This window comes from Nonomuraea sp. NPDC003727, assembly GCF_053586935.1.
On record NZ_JBSFNE010000019.1, the window covers coordinates 16943 to 31697 of the forward strand.

The window sequence follows — 14755 nt, forward strand, 5'->3', positions numbered from 1 at the left end:
TTGTTAGCCTTCCTCGCGAGTCGCCCAACTCCCACCGCGAGGAATTTCTCATGTGTTATGACGCCGCCGCCCTTCCCCCCGTGCCCGGCCCCGCCGTCACCCAGGTCGCCGAGGCCGGCCCGATGACGCTCACCGCCACCGACGGCGCCCTGGTCGGCGCCTATCTCGCCCGTCCCGAACGGCCGTCGGGGGCGGCCGTGCTGGTACTGCCCGACAACAAGGGCCTGTCCGTCTTTTATGAAACGCTCACCATCCGGCTCGCCGAACAAGGGCATACCGCGCTGGCCCTCGACTATTTCGCCCGCACCGCCGGCGTCGATTACCGCAGTCGCGGTGCCGAATTCGACGACATGGCCGTCCTCATGCCGCATCTGGTCCGTCTCACCCCCGCGGGACTGGACGCCGACATCAATGCGGCGGCCGAGCACGTGCGGTCGATCGGGGCCCGGTCGCTCTTCTCGCTCGGTTTCTGTTTCGGCGGGCGCCAGGCCTTCCGTTCCGCCGCCGCGCGGTTCGGGCTGGCGGGCGCCGTCGGCTTCTACGGGTTCCCCGACGCGATCAACGGCGCGCCCGGCCCCACCCAGCTCGCCGCCGACCTGACCGCCCCCATCCTGGCCCTCTGGGGCGGAGCGGACGAGGCCATCCCGCCCGCCACGGTCGACGCCTTCGCCGAGGCTCTGACCACGGCCGGATGCCCGCACGAGTTCGTCACCTACCCCGGCGCGCCGCACGGCTTCTTCGAGCTCGCCGCCCGCGACTTCGCGGACGCGACGGCCGACGCGTGGCGCCGGACGCTTGACTTCGTCGGCACGCACGCCGGTCTCACCAGCGAAACGTGACGGGCTCACCTCGCCGGAGGGGGCGGGGCAGCTGCGCGTGGGGCGCGCTCACCTCGCCGGACAGGGGTGGGGCAGCTGCGCGTGAGGGCAGCAGACGACGCCGAGACACAGATAGCGGCCGCCCTGGAGCCAGATCCCCCACTGCACGTCCACCCCGCGCGCCAGCAGGTCGGCCGCCTCCTCCAGCCGGTACTCCACTCCGATCCGCGCCTCCTGGTCAGGCCGCAGGAACGACCCTTCCGCGTGCGCGTACTGGGCGCGCAGCCAGGCCAGCACCTGGCCCACCTCGTCGCCGGTGAGCGAGATCCGCGAGCGGGGCTTCAACAGCCAGTCGCCGGTCCGCATGGGCGGCAGGTGCGAGCGGCTGAACAGGGCCGGGTCAGGTTCGGGAAGCGGATGGGTGGTCCCCGGCGGCCGGCCCGTCCCCGGCACGGGGCGGCGCTCCGCCTCCCGCCACAGCTCGTCGCCCACCCCCACCCAGCTGTAACAGTGCCAGTGCATGAGCTCCCCCTCGGGCGGCGCCGCTCAAGACCATCGTCTCTCTGAACGCCGGGCGGAGCGTGCCTTCTCGTCTCCGAGGGAGATTCCCTGGCAACGGGTGGGCCTACGCGAGGCGGGGCTCCGGTCGACCCGAAGGACGGACCGGAGCCCCGCGGCGGCAGGCCTGTCTCCTCGTCAGGAGAGCTTGTGGATCCAGTTGTGGGTGTCGGGGCGGGTGCCGTACTGGATGCCGAGCAGTTCCTCGCGCACCTTCATGGTCACGGGGCCGGGGGTGCCGTCGCCGATCGTCCAGGCGCGGTCCGCGCCCTTGACCGACCCGACCGGCGTCACGACCGCCGCCGTGCCGCACGCGAACACCTCGGTGAGCTCGCCCGACTCGCAGCCCGCCTGCCATTCCTCGATGGACAGGCGGCCCTCCTCGGCTTCGAGGCCGAGGTCGGCGGCCAGGGAGAGGATGGAGTCGCGGGTGATGCCGGGCAGCAGGGTGCCGGTCAGCTCGGGGGTGAAGAGCTTGTTGCCGAAGACGAAGAACAGGTTCATCCCGCCCATCTCCTCGACGTACCTGTGCTCGTTGGAGTCGAGCCAGACCACCTGGTCGCAGCCCTGCTCGACGGCCTGACGCTGGGCGACGAAGGCGGCCGCGTAGTTGCCGCCGCACTTGGCGGCGCCGGTGCCGCCGGGGGCGGCGCGGGTGTACTCGGTGGACAGCCACACCGACACCGGCTTCACGCCGCCGCTGAAGTAGGAGGCGGCGGGGGAGGCGATGACCATGTACCGGTAGCTCTTGGACGGGTAGTTGACGCCCAGCCCCACCTGCGTCGCGATGATGAAGGGCCGCAGGTAGAGGCTGTGTCCCTCGGTGGTGGGCACCCAGTCGCGGTCGGCCTGGACGAGCAGGTCGAGCGACTCGACGAAGGTGTCCTCGGGCAGTTCCGGCATGGCCATGCGGACGCAGGAGGCGTTGAAGCGGCCGGCGTTCGCGTAGGGCCGGAACGTCACGATCGACCCGGTGGCCTGGCGGTAGGCCTTGAGCCCCTCGAACAGCTCCTGCGCGTAGTGGAAGACGGAGGTGGCGGGGTCGAGGACGAGCGGCCCGTACGGCGTGAGCCGCGCGTCGTGCCAGCCCCTGCCCTCGGTGTAGTCGATCGAGATCATGTGATCGGTGAAGGTCTGTCCGAACCCCGGGTTCGCCAGTACCTGCTCGCGCTCCGCAGCGGTGCGAGCGTGGTCGGAGAGCTGCACATCGAAGCTGAGCTTCTGAGCGGTGGTCATGACAGAAATCCTTCTCTTTCCGCGAGATTTGCCCTGAGTCCATTTTGCGATGAACCGGGTAACGGGAACTTACAGCAAACGCCTGGCGTTCTCGCGAGCCGCCAGGCGCTGATTGTGGTATCCAGGCGGCTACGCGCTCGCCGGATCCCGGACAGTATGGACCCGGCCGAAGGGCGCCAGGCCGCCTATGGTGCTGGAGTGGCAGGCGGTCAGGCGCCGCCGGCTACTCGTGCGGTGATGTCGTCACCGATCTCGTGCGTCGTACGGCCGGCCCGTCCGGTGAGGCGCTCCACGATGTCGTCGGCCACGGCCTGCTCGACGCGGGCCGCCTCCTCGGTCAGGCCGAGGTGGTCGAGCATCATGGCCACCGACAGAATCGTGGCGGTGGGGTCGGCCTTGCCCTGGCCGGCGATGTCGGGCGCGCTGCCGTGGACCGGCTCGAACATGCTGGGCGCGGTCCGGTCGGGGTTGATGTTGCCGCTGGCGGCCAGCCCGATGCCGCCGGCGATGGCGGCGCCGATGTCGGTGATGATGTCGCCGAAGAGGTTGTCGGTGACGATCACGTCGAAGCGCTCGGGCTGGCTGACGAAGAACATCGAGGCCGCGTCGATGTGCTGGTAGTCGGTCGTGACCTGGGGGAACTCGGCGGCCACCCGGTTGACGGTGCGCATCCACAGGTCGCCGGCGTAGGTCAGCACGTTGGTCTTGTGGACCAGCGTGAGCTTCTTGCGGGGGCGCTCGGCGGCCTTGGCGAAGGCGTAGCGGACCACGCGCTCGACGCCGAAGGCGGTGTTGAGCGACTCCTGGGTGGCGATCTCGTGCGGGGTGCCGCGACGCAGCACGCCGCCGGCGCCCGCGTAGAGGCTCTCGGTGCCCTCGCGCACGACGATCATGTCGATGTCTTCGGGGCGGGTGTCGGCCAGCGGGGTCGTCACGCCGGGGAAGAGCTTCACCGGACGCAGGTTGACGTAGTGGTCGAGCTCGAAGCGGAGCCGCAGCAGCAGGTCACGCTCGAGGACGCCCGGCGGGACACTGGGGTCGCCGATCGCGCCGAGCAGGATGGCGTCGTAGCCGCGCAGCTCCTGCAGGGTCTCGTCGGTCAGGGTTTCGCCGGTGGCGTTGTAGCGAGTGGCGCCCAGATCGTAGTGGGTGGTCTCGATCTTGGCGCCGACCGCCTCCAGGACCTTGAGCCCCTCGGCGACGACCTCGGTGCCGATCCCGTCACCGGGGATGACGGCCAGACGAATGTTGCGCGACTCCATGGCCGGTACCTTACCGGGTCGTCTCGGCTGGCGAACACCTGATCTCACTTTCCGGACACGGCGTTTTGTCGTGTTTGCGGTCTTTTGACCCTTTCGTTAGAGTCTCGGCCAGCCTAATCCGGTGCGACGTTCGCACGGAGCCGGGGACCCATTCCCCCTGGGGCGAATCGGCACCCCCATGCCGTAGGGCGGCTTCCACGCCCGAGCCCGTCAGCTAACCCGGTCGGCCCCGTGGAAGGACATTCCCCTGTCTCGCATCATCACGGCTGCCGTCGTCGGCGGCCTCCTCGCCACAGGTATCGCCGCCGCCTCCCCCGCGTCGGCCGCCCCCGCCCCCGCCCTGAAGCAGCCGGTCACGGCCGAACCCGGCACCGACCGGCCCGTCCAGGACGACCCCGCTCGTACGGTGACCCTCACCGGAGCGGACATCAAGAAGGCCCAGCTCGAGAAGGCACCCAAGCCCGCATGGCAGATCGCGCTCGACTTCGCGATGGCCAAGCGGGGCACGCCGTACGTCTGGGGCGGCACCGGGCCGAACGGCTACGACTGCTCAGGACTGACGATGAAGGCCTACAAGAAGGCGGGGATCGAGCTTCCTCGCGTGGCCGCCGACCAGTACCAGGCGTACGACAAGAAGATCACGTGGAACAACCTGAAGCCCGGCGACCTGGTCTTCTTCAGCGGACTGGGCCACGTCGGGATGATCTCCAAGCCCGGCTACATGGTGCACGCGCCGCACAGCGGTGACGTGGTGAAGGAGGAGAAGCTCAGCGCGTGGCGGCGCCAGGCGTTCGTCGGCGCGGTACGGCCCGACCCCAAGGGCGTGAAGCAGCAGGCGCGACTCGTCGAGGCGAAGTCCTCGTCCGCGCCCGTGGGGCTACGAGCCACGTTCTGACCCGTCGGAGCGCGCGTCAGCCCGGGAACCGGAGGCGGTTTCCGGGCTGACGCGCGCCCGGAGGGGGATCCGGGGTCTCCCCGGTGGAGCAGGGGGACCTCCACCGGGTGGTCCCGCTCAACGGGGGAAGCCGGCCGGCGCCCCCAGGGGAAAAGGGTGGTCCCACCCAGCGGGGGAAGGGTGGTGTCCCGCCCAGCGGGGAAAGGGGCGGTCCCGCTCAGCCGGGGAAGGGGGAACCGCCGTTGTCCCTGCGGTCCAGGGCGGTCTGGAGGGCCTGCGCGGCCTCTTCCTCGTGGTCGTCGGCGCGGTTCCATGGATACATGTCGTACACGTGGCTCATCTCGTTTCGCGGACGCGAGTGAAATCGGACGTCGGATCCCGGTCGCGAATCCGACCGGGCCTGGTCTCGTGCGGTCCGGATCACGGACCGGACGAAAGGGGACTTAAGGCCGACGCAACGCCGCTCACCGCGACGGGTAGTCGACCTGCCCTAACAGGCCCCGTCGCGGCAGGTAATAAGTACGAGTACCCAGCGCATCCCTACCAAAGTACCTGGCACGGTCCAGGCTGTCTCGTTGGACGTCCGAATATCTCACGATGCGAGACGGCAGCGGAAAGAAAGAACGCCCTCCCGCCGAGCGGCGGAAGGGCGTTCTCCATGGGAAGCGTCAATCGGACAGGTCGACCGAGCGCCCGCTGTCGGCGCCGATCTCCGCCACGATCTGGTCCATCACGTCCGACGGGATCGCCGAGTCGACGGTCAGCGCGATCAGCGCCTTGCCGCCCTTGACGTCCCGCGCCACCTGCATGGAGGCGATGTTGATGCCCTTCTCGCCGAGCAGGTGACCCACGACGCCGACGATGCCGGGCCGGTCGGTGTAGGTGAAGAAGGCCAGGTGGTCGGTCGGCTCGATCTCCATCTCGTAGCCGTTGACCTCGACGATCTTGGTGATCTGGCGCGGCCCCGACAGCGTGCCCGACACCGAGACGGTGCGGCCGTCGGCCAGCACACCGCGCACGCCGACGACGTTGCGCCAGTCGGGGCTCTCGGAGCTGGTGACCAGCTCGACGGTCAGGCTGCGTTCCTTGGCCAGCAGCGGCGCGTTGACGTAGGTGACGGCGTCCTCGACGATGTCGGTGAAGACGCCCTTGAGCGCGGCCAGCTCCAGCACCCGCACGTCCTGCGCGGCGATCTCGCCACGGACCTCGATGTCGAGCTTGGTGGCGGTCTCACCGGCGAGCGCGGTGAAGACGCGGCCCAGCTTCTCGGCCAGCGGCAGGCCCGGCTTGACGTCCTCGGCGACGACGCCGCCCTGGACGTTGACCGCGTCGGGCACGAACTCGCCGGCGAGGGCCAGCTTGACGCTGCGGGCGACCTGGGTGCCGGCCTTCTCCTGGGCCTCGTGGGTGGAGGCGCCGAGGTGCGGGGTGGCGACGACCTGGTCCAGCTCGAACAGCGGGCTGTCGGTGCAGGGCTCCTTGGCGAACACGTCCAGGCCCGCGCCTGCCACGCGCCCTTCCTTGATCGCGGAGTAGAGCGCGGCCTCGTCGACGATGCCGCCGCGGGCCACGTTGATGATGCGCACCGACGGCTTGACCTCGTGCAGCTCCTTGTCGCCGATGAGACCCAGGGTCTCCTTCGACTTCGGCAGGTGCACGGTGATGAAGTCGGCGGTCCTGATGACCTCCTCGAGGCTGACCAGCTTGACGCCCATCGCCGCGGCGCGGGCCGGCGGCAGGTAGGGGTCGTAGGCGATCAGCTCGACGCCGAACGGCTGCAGCCGCTGGGCCACGAGCTGGCCGATCTTGCCGAGGCCGAGGATGCCGACGATCTTCTCGTCGAGCTCGACGCCGGTGTACTTGGACCGCTTCCACTCGCCGTTCTTGAGCGCGGCGTGGGCCTGCGCGGTGTTGCGGGCGCTGGCGAGGATGAGTGCGATCGTCTGCTCGGCGGCGCTGGTGATGTTGGAGGTCGGCGCGTTCACGACCATGACGCCGGCCTTCGTCGCCGCCTCGACGTCGACGTTGTCGAGACCGACACCCGCGCGGGCGACGACGCGCAGTTTCGGCGCCGCGGCGATGGCCTCGGCGTCCACCTGGGTGGCGGAACGGACGATGAGCGCGTCCACGTCGGCGAGCGCGGGCAGGAACTGCGAGCGGTCGGCGCCATCGGTGTGACGGACCTCGAAGTCGGCGCCGAGCACCGCGAGACCTGCTTCCGACAGCTCCTCTGCGACCAGAACGACGGGCTTGTTCACTGTGATGGATCCTTCGGGCATGCGACGGGCTGAGGGACACGTCAGCGGGCCCCTCGGATCTCTCTGAGTCTATCTAGGCTTGTGAACGCATTCACGAGGGTCTCAGGATCTGGGCGAGCCCGGTACCCACCCCCCGGGAACTCATCCCGACCGCAGCCAACTTTGTCTTGATCGGGAGATTTCTTCGCTATTAGCCTGATAAGCCGTGGGCTACTACCTATCGTTCACCCTATGAGCATCGGGAACCCCGCTCTCGCCGACGTGCTCGTCCAGCACGGCAGTCCGCACCTGCTGCTGGCCGCACTCGCCGACAGGGGAATCCTGGTCGCCGTGCGCCCTGACCGCTCCGTCGTCCTGGGCACGACCCAGGTCGGTGACCGCGTCCTGCTCGGTTATACCGGGCCCCAAACCTACGCACGGCACCGGGGCGGCCATTCGCTGTCGGCCTGCGACGCCGACACCATCCTCGACATCCAGCGCGTCACCGGCGTGCGGGAGATCGTGATCGACGCCGCAGGCCCGGCCGCGGCAGCCGTACCGATCGAGGATCTCCAGCGTTTCCTCGTCTCGACGCGGACGGGATCTCAGCCGGTGCTGTCCGGCGCGATGCCCACCGCGTACGCGACCGGGGCCATGGCCGCGGTCTCGACCGGTGGCTCGGTGCTGCAGAGCGCGCCGCCCGTGCAGGTCGCGCCCGCGCCGCAGTCGTGGATCCCCGCGCCGCGCCCCCACCTGTCGGGGCCCATGCAGCAGGTGGATCCCGGCTACCGCCGGTGCACCCACCCGATCCTGCCCGCGCTGCGCGGCGCGATCGTGCTGCTGCTGTCCGACTACCCGCTGGTCCACCACGTGTGGATCTCCGAGGCGCGGACGGCCTCGGGCGCCCCCGGCATCATGCTGCACGTCAAGGTCCACATGTCGGCCGCCGAGGACGTGGTCCGCGACCTGCACCGCGGGGTTCGCGCCAGGCTGCCGCAGCTGGCGGCCAGCGAGGCGCCGATCCTCATGGCCCGGGTGGCCGACGCGCGTAGCGAGCGCAGGATGGTGGAGCTGGGCGCGCACGTGGTGTGCGCGGACGTCACGGACTGATTGGGCCTACCGAGCAAGAGCGCGGACGTCACGGACTGATTGGGCCTACCGAGCAAGAGCTCGGTCGGCTTGACTGGCGGCGTGATCGTCTCCACCGGCGTGCGGCTCGGGTACGGCGTGGGCTCGTTCTGCACGGCCACCTACGCCGCGGTGCCGGGACTGCTGCTGCTCTACTACATGACCAACTTCCTGGCCGTGCCCGCGTGGTTCGCCGGCCTGGTCGTGGCCGCGCCCAAGGCGTGGGACCTGGTCGTGAACCCGCTGGTGGGCCGGTGGTCCGACCGTACGGTGTCACGGATGGGACCGCGCAGGCCGTGGATGCTGGCGGGCGCCTGCACGCTCCCGCTCGCCTTCGCGGCGCTGTTCGCGGGCCCCCCGCTCACCGGCACGCCCGCCGCCGTCTACGTGGCGGCGGTCTTCCTGGTCGCCGCCACCGCCTACGCGCTGTTCGAGGTGCCGTACAAGGCGATGCCCGCCGAGATGACCGGCGACTACCACGAGCGGACCGCGTTGCTGCAGTGGCGGATGGTCTTCATCGGCGCGGCGACCGTGATCAGCGGCGTCGTCGCACCCGCCATCGTCAACAGCCAGGGCGACGGCGGCACGCCGGCCGGCTACCGGCTGATGGGCGTCACCATCGCGATCGTGATGCTGGCCGCCATGCTCGGCGCCTTCTTCGGTACGGCCCGCGCCCCCATGACCGGCGCCCCCGAGCCCGACGGCGGCTCGCTGTGGTCGCAGTTCGCGGTGCTGCGCGGCAACGCGTCGTACGGCTGGCTGCTGGCGCTGAGCTGCACGCAGTTCCTCGCCGTCGGGGTGATGCTGGCGGCGGCGCCGTACTTCGCCACCTACGTTCTCGACGACCCCAAGGCGACCAGCACGCTGTTCGCCGCGCTGATCGGGCCGATCCTGCTCACGATGCCGCTGTGGGTGAAGCTGTCCAAGCGGTACGACAAGCGGGGGGCGATGCTCATCGCCGGCCTCGTCTTCGCCTGCGGTACGGCGGCGGCGGTCGCCACGCCCCTGTTCGGCGACCTGTTCGCGCACCTCATGCTGCTGGTGGTGGGCATCGGGTTCGCCGGCGTCCAGCTGCTGCAGTTCTCGATGCTGGCCGACGTGATCGCCCTCGACGCCGCCACGACCGGCATGCGGCGCGCGGGCGTGTTCACCGGGTTGTGGACGGCGGTCGAGAGCGCGGTGAGCGCCTTCGGCGCGCTGATCTTCGGCGCGGTGCTGTCGCTGGGTGGATTCGTGCCGTCCGATCCGGGCAGGCCGGTGGCGCAGCCGGAATCGGCCGTCACCGCCGTGCTCCTCGGTCAAACAGCCGTGCCAGCCTCCATTATCTTTCTTGCCGTCCTCATGACGTTCCGTTACCGATTGACAGCGGAACATGTTCTGCATGACCCGCTCGAGTCTTCTACATCAGGCGAGATACGCCCTCCGGCACCCTGACAGAGTCCTCCCCCACGCGCGGCGGCTCACCAGAGACCTGTGGTTCCGGCTGCACACCCGTGACCACGTCGACTACTACCGGGCCGTGATGCGCTCCGACACCGGCCGCAACCCCGACCGCGCCGTCGGCGCCAAGAGCAGGCAGCGGTGGCTGAAGCTGGGCCAGACGCAGTTCGACTACCTCGTCACGCACGGCCTGCGCCCCGAGCACCGCATGCTGGAGATCGGCTGCGGCAACCTGCGCGCCGGGCGGCTGTTCATCGACTACCTCTCCCCCGGCAACTACTACGGGCTCGACATCTCTCCCGACATCCTCTTCGCCGCCCAGCGGACGCTGGCCGACTACGGCCTGCAGGGCAAGCTCCCCCACCTCATCCCCGTCCGCGATCTGCGCTTCGAGTTCCTGCCGGACGAGTACTTCGACGTCGTCCACGCCCACAGCGTCTTCTCCCACTCCCCTCTGCATGTGATCGAGGAGTGCTTCGCGCACGTGACCCGCGTCATGAAGCCCGACGGCTGGTTCGACTTCACCTTCGACAGGACGCAGGGCAAGGAGCACCACGTCCTGCGCGAAGACTTCTACTACCGGACCGAGACGCTCGCGCGGCTGGCCGAGCGGCACGGCCTGACGGCGGAGTTCATGGACGACTGGGAGCTCCTGCCGCTCAAGCAGTCCAAGCTCCGCGTGCGCCGCGCCGTCAGGTGAGGCGACGGGTCACCGTCAGCCTTCCGGGCCGCGCGAACACTCCCGCGACGAGCGCGGCCAGCAGCGGCAGGCCGATCACGAGGCCGCCGACCAGGGGCCACGGCACGGCGATCGTCGCCGGTTTGATGTCCTGCATGACGCGGACCCAGCCGTATGCCCGGGTCGTGCCGCCGCCGCTGGTCATCACCCACGCCAGCGCGACACCGGGGGCGGCGCCGGCGACGGCGCCCACCAGCGCGCCGAGACCGGCGATGTAGCCGGCCTGGCCGGCCACCGCCAGCCGGCCCGTCGTGGCGGGCGCTCCCACCGCCGAGACGGTCGCGAGGTCGGGCCGCATGTCGGCCGCCGCCAGCGCGGTGGCCACGAACGTGCCGCCGAGCACCAGCACCAGCGCGCCGCCCAGCAGCACGAGCAGTTCATCGCCGATGTCTCGGTGATATCCCCACTCCAGGTTGGCGCCGGCATGGGGACTGATCGCCAGGAGGTCCCGTTTGAACCTGTCCATGGCCTTCGGCTGGTGCCGCGCGTGGAGCTGGCGCTCGGTGAGCTTCCACCCCTTCGCCGCCACCGCCGACGGCGGGACCAGGACGGCGCCCAGGTTCCGGTCGGCCGCCTTCGCCACGATCGCGGGCAGCTCGAAGGTCTGGTACGGGTCGCGGGACGCGTAGGTGCCGGCCTCGACGACGAGCCTGCCGTCGCGCACCAGCGACGGGTCGAAGACCACCGCCTTGCCCGCCGCGAACGCGGCGGCCGTGCGCGGGTCGTGCTCGCCCTGGAGCAGATCGAGCAGCCGCTGGTCGCCGATGGAGAAGTCGAAGGACTCCACACCGCATCCGTCACACCGGACCGGCCGCCGGGCGCGCAGGTCGAGCAGGCGGCCCCGGTCGTCCGCCGCGCGGTACCCTCCGACCAGTTCGACGCTGGGCAGCCGTTCCTCCACGGCCGTGCGGATCTTGGCCCATTCCGCGTCGTCCGCGGCGGCCGCACTGATCGCCAGCGTGCCGGCCGGAATGGCGGACCGGTACGACTCCTGGTGGGCGATGTGCTGGCTGTAGATCCCGATGCCCACCGTGACGGCTCCGGCGGTCGCGGTCATGACGGCCGCGACGGCCGACGCCGTACGCACGCGATGCCGGACGGCGTCGCGCACGGTCAGCCGCAGCGCGAGCGGCAGCCGGCCGGCCGGTCGCCCCGTGGCCGTGACGATCCACGGCGTCAGCGCCACCATCCCGAGCAGCCCGAGCATGGCGGCCATGAAGATCCACAACTCCTCGGTCCTCGCCGCCAGAACCATCGCGGCGAGACTGGCGGCCACCAGGACCAGCCCGAGCACCGGCTTGCCGGCCTTGACCCGGGTGCTGCCCGAGCGTCCTGCCAGCACGGCGGCGGTGTCCTGGCGGGCCGCCTGCTGGGCGGGAACCAGCGCCGCCACCACGCCGCTGACCAGCCCGAGCGCCGCCACGCCCGCCACCTGCCACCAGGGCACGTCGGTCGGGCCCACGGTGGTCGAGACGAACGGCACCAGCAGCAGCCCGCCCGCCGTCCCTGCGACGGCCCCCACGGCGGAGGCGAGGCCGCCCAGGACGAGACCGTCGGCCAGCACGACCGCCCGCAGGTGCGCCGCCGAGCCGCCCTGGGCGGAGATCATCGCGAGCTCCGTCCTGCGGCGGCGCAACCCGATGGCGAACGCGGGTCCGGCCAGCAGGACGGTCTCGGCCGTCACCATGAAGACGACGAGCGCGACCGCCAGCACGTCCATGCTCGTCGTCGGCACCATCGGCCTGTCGTAGGCGGCGGTGAGCGCCGAGAGTCCGACGAGGCCGACCTCGTTGAGGCGCCGGGTGTCGGCCAGGGTCGCGGGGGCCGGGGTGTCGGCCAGCCAGCCGGTGCCGGCGCCGTCGCGCTTGTTCAGCAGCAGCACGCCCCTGAACCCGATGATCTCGCGGTGCGCGGAGCTGAACGGGTAGGCCACCACGCCCACCACTCTCACCTGGCGGTCGGCCCGGGTGACCCTGATGGTCTCGCCGGGCCGGAACGGGAGCCCGTTGGCCACCACCACCTCGTCGGGACCGGCGGGGTAGCGGCCCGCGACGAGCGGCCGCATGCCCTTCGCCAGGGGATCGCGCAGGTCGATCTCGGCCGCGCTGACGTGCTCGTAGCCGTCGTCGAGCCAGACGTCGACGCTCCCCTCGTCGAAGCCGATCAGCCTCGCGCCGGGCTGCAGCCGCGCGGCCGCCTGCGCCGCGGTCGTGGGCCCGCCCCGCTTCGGTTCGCCGTCGTCGACGGGGCCCGGCAGTCCGATGGAGCCGTGCTGCTCGCCGACCCTGGCGTACTCCGTCGTCGTGATCCGCAGGTCGGCCGCGCCCAGCTGCCTGACCAGCCCTTCGCGGAGCGAGACGTTCGCGGTCGCCACGACGGTGAGCAACCCCGTGATCACCAGGACCGGCAGGCCGATCATCACCATGATCAGCGCGGTGCGCCCCTTGGCCCTGGCGGCGTCACGCCGGGAGATGCGCAGCGCGGCCCTCATCGGGCGCTCTCCACCGGCGCGGCCGTCGTGTCGGCGATCAGCCCGTCGCGCAGGAACACCACCCTGTCGGCCCACCCCGCGTAGCGCGACTCGTGGGTGACCAGCAGCACCGCCGCGCCCGCCTCGCAGCGGCTGCGCAGTAACTCGAGGATCTCGTCGCCGGTCGGCGTGTCCAGCGCGCCCGTCGGCTCGTCGGCCAGGATCAGCCGCCGCTCGCCCACCAACGACCTGGCGATCGCGACGCGCTGGCGCTGCCCGCCGGAGATCTCGTCGGGGAACCTGTCGGCGACGTGCGCCAGGCCCACCTGGCCCAGCACCTCGAGCGCCTCCCGCCGGGCGTCGCGGGCGCGCACGCCGTCGAGCTCGCGGGGCAGCATGACGTTCTCCGCCGCGGTCAGCGAGGGGATGAGGTTGAGGTCCTGGAAGACGTAGCCGACGCTCCTGCGCCGCAGCGCCGCCAGGTCCCTGACCGTCGCCAGGTCGACGCCCTCGACGGTCACCGTGCCGCCGGTGGGCCGGTCGAGGCCGCCCGCGAGGTTGAGCAGCGTCGACTTGCCCGAGCCCGACGGGCCCATGACCGCCACCAGTTCCCCCGACGCGACCTGCAGGCTGACGCCCCTCAGGGCGTGGACGGCGGCCTCGCCCTCCCCGTGCACGCGCGCCACGTCGTGCAACGACACCACCACCTGCTTCATGCTCCAGCCTCCTTGAGTACGGCCTCGCAGTGGTCGAGCCAGCGCTGCTCGGCCTCGGCCTGAAAGATCATCGAATCCAGCACCAGACGCTGGGCGGGGCCCGCCGAGCCGGCGCGCTTGGCCCGGGTCAGCTCCTGCAGGGTGCGCATCGTGGCGGTCCGCTGGCGCTGCACGACCTTGCCGACGTCCACGTCCTTCGCGGTGACGGCCATCGCCAGCTTGATGACCAGCTCGTCCCTCGGCCGGTCGGACTGGGCGACGGGGGTGCTGAACCATCGCCCCATCTCGGCCCGACCGGCCTCGGTGACCGTGTAGACGACCCGGCCCTGCTCGTCCTCCTCGCCGGAGGCGACCAGGCCGTCCCGTTCCATGCGCGAAAGCGTCGTGTAGACCTGGCCGATGTTGAGCGGCCAGGTCGCCCCCGTCGACGCCTCGAACTCCGCGCGCAGCTGATAGCCGTACCGAGGCCCCTGGCTCAGCAGCGCCAGGAGCCCGTGTCTGATCGACATGAATACTGAGTATGCATACGCAGTATGCCCCATTCAAGGTTTTCTGGACAGGAAACGCGGTTCGGGCCGATACTCGGGGCATGAGCTCGACGCAACCCCCATTTCGCGCCTCCGATGGGGAACGTGATCGCGCCATCGACGAGCTCCGCGACCGCGCCGTCGAGGGGCGTCTGAGTCACGACACGTTCGTGGGCCGAGTCGATCAGGCACTACGTGCGCGCAGCCGCCACGAGCTCGACGAGCTGGTCGCCGACCTTCCCCCGCGCAACACCCTTCGCCAGCGGCTGACCGACGTGGTGGCCTCGGTCTCGGAGTTCACCACCCGGGTGCAGTCCGCGTGGCGCAAGCCGCGCCTGCCACGCCTGGCGCTGCCCGACGACAGCCGGCTCAGGTACGTGGTCGGCCGAGGGTCGGCCTGCGACCTGGTGCTGGCCGACCTGACCGTCTCCCGGGTGCACGCCGAGCTGCGCAGGACCGACGACGGGTCATGGATGCTGGTCGACCTGGGATCGCTGAACGGCACCCGCCTCAACGGATGGCGGCTGGTGGGGCCCGCGCGCGTGCGCTCGGGCGACGAGATCTCGTTCGGCGACGTGGGCTTCCTGGTGTCCAGCCCGGCGACCACCGCCTGACCCGCATCGCCCGCGGTTTCCGTTCCGCGCCGAGGCGCTTCCACCTGCCGTCACACGCTGCGGCGACGTGCGGGATGGCCAACCTCCGCAAGCACGCTGGGAAAGATACGGAAAT

The 14755-nt window shown here is 70.8% G+C and carries 14 protein-coding genes and 1 riboswitch; of the genes, 6 read left to right on the forward strand and 8 right to left on the reverse strand.

Features of this window, described 5'->3' with window-relative positions; translation table 11 throughout:
* Positions 1-50 precede the first annotated feature (50 nt).
* Entirely contained in the window at positions 51-839 is a 789-nt protein-coding gene (locus ACWDLG_RS36100) for a dienelactone hydrolase family protein (RefSeq protein ID WP_449928749.1), read from the forward strand.
* Between the two features lie 48 nt (positions 840-887).
* Here the strand turns inward: ACWDLG_RS36100 and ACWDLG_RS36105 are convergent, their stop codons facing one another.
* The 3 genes from ACWDLG_RS36105 to ACWDLG_RS36115 form a co-directional block, all read right to left on the reverse strand.
* On the reverse strand, positions 888-1340 hold the full coding sequence (locus tag ACWDLG_RS36105) for a hypothetical protein (RefSeq protein WP_449928751.1): 453 nt from the start codon (positions 1338-1340) through the stop codon (positions 888-890).
* Between the two features lie 174 nt (positions 1341-1514).
* Positions 1515-2612 carry a branched-chain amino acid aminotransferase gene (locus ACWDLG_RS36110; RefSeq protein WP_449928753.1) on the reverse strand — a complete coding sequence of 366 codons (1098 nt, stop codon included), beginning with the start codon at positions 2610-2612 and terminating at the stop codon, positions 1515-1517.
* 209 nt (positions 2613-2821) lie between these two features.
* Positions 2822-3874 (reverse strand): 3-isopropylmalate dehydrogenase, encoded by a 1053-nt coding sequence (locus ACWDLG_RS36115; protein WP_354909669.1) that lies wholly within the window; start codon positions 3872-3874, stop codon positions 2822-2824.
* 100 nt (positions 3875-3974) lie between these two features.
* A riboswitch (cyclic di-AMP (ydaO/yuaA leader) is annotated at positions 3975-4118 on the forward strand.
* Between the two features lie 162 nt (positions 4119-4280).
* Here ACWDLG_RS36115 and ACWDLG_RS36120 point away from each other — a divergent pair.
* The gene (locus ACWDLG_RS36120) at positions 4281-4769 is read left to right on the forward strand and encodes a C40 family peptidase (protein WP_354909672.1); all 489 of its coding nucleotides are present in this window, start codon (positions 4281-4283) and stop codon (positions 4767-4769) included.
* Between the two features lie 217 nt (positions 4770-4986).
* Here ACWDLG_RS36120 and ACWDLG_RS36125 read toward each other — a convergent pair whose 3' ends face one another.
* Both ACWDLG_RS36125 and serA read right to left on the reverse strand, forming a co-directional pair.
* Positions 4987-5109, reverse strand: a complete 123-nt coding sequence (locus ACWDLG_RS36125; protein WP_354909674.1) for a hypothetical protein — start codon at positions 5107-5109, stop codon at positions 4987-4989.
* Between the two features lie 328 nt (positions 5110-5437).
* Complete coding sequence (serA, locus tag ACWDLG_RS36130) at positions 5438-7027, reverse strand: phosphoglycerate dehydrogenase (RefSeq protein WP_449928757.1); 1590 nt, start codon at positions 7025-7027, stop codon at positions 5438-5440.
* A gap of 231 nt (positions 7028-7258) precedes the next feature.
* Between serA and ACWDLG_RS36135 the strand changes: the two genes are divergently transcribed.
* From ACWDLG_RS36135 to ACWDLG_RS36145, 3 genes are all read left to right on the forward strand, one after another.
* A complete protein-coding gene (locus ACWDLG_RS36135; protein WP_449928759.1) occupies positions 7259-8116 on the forward strand; it encodes a hypothetical protein in 858 nt (285 codons plus the stop codon).
* Between the two features lie 81 nt (positions 8117-8197).
* Positions 8198-9568, forward strand: coding sequence for an MFS transporter (locus ACWDLG_RS36140; RefSeq protein WP_449928761.1), 1371 nt, complete (start codon positions 8198-8200; stop codon positions 9566-9568).
* Positions 9507-10274, forward strand: a complete 768-nt coding sequence (locus ACWDLG_RS36145; RefSeq protein WP_449928763.1) for a class I SAM-dependent methyltransferase — start codon at positions 9507-9509, stop codon at positions 10272-10274. The genes ACWDLG_RS36140 and ACWDLG_RS36145 overlap by 62 nt, the downstream gene beginning before the upstream one ends.
* Here ACWDLG_RS36145 and ACWDLG_RS36150 read toward each other — a convergent pair.
* From ACWDLG_RS36150 to ACWDLG_RS36160, 3 genes are read right to left on the reverse strand one after another with little or no spacing between them, the layout of a single operon-like run.
* Positions 10267-12804 (reverse strand): FtsX-like permease family protein, encoded by a 2538-nt coding sequence (locus ACWDLG_RS36150; RefSeq protein ID WP_449928765.1) that lies wholly within the window; start codon positions 12802-12804, stop codon positions 10267-10269. The two genes, ACWDLG_RS36145 and ACWDLG_RS36150, sit on opposite strands and share 8 nt — an antisense overlap.
* Positions 12801-13499, reverse strand: coding sequence for an ABC transporter ATP-binding protein (locus ACWDLG_RS36155; protein ID WP_449928767.1), 699 nt, complete (start codon positions 13497-13499; stop codon positions 12801-12803). The genes ACWDLG_RS36150 and ACWDLG_RS36155 overlap by 4 nt, the downstream gene beginning before the upstream one ends.
* Positions 13496-14008: a PadR family transcriptional regulator gene (locus ACWDLG_RS36160; RefSeq protein WP_354909692.1), complete on the reverse strand. Its 513-nt coding sequence runs from the start codon at positions 14006-14008 to the stop codon at positions 13496-13498. The genes ACWDLG_RS36155 and ACWDLG_RS36160 overlap by 4 nt, the downstream gene beginning before the upstream one ends.
* Before the next feature lie 80 nt (positions 14009-14088).
* On the opposite strand from ACWDLG_RS36160, the gene ACWDLG_RS36165 reads away from it, so the two are divergent.
* A complete protein-coding gene (locus ACWDLG_RS36165) occupies positions 14089-14640 on the forward strand; it encodes an FHA domain-containing protein (protein WP_449928769.1) in 552 nt (183 codons plus the stop codon).
* Positions 14641-14755 lie beyond the last annotated feature (115 nt).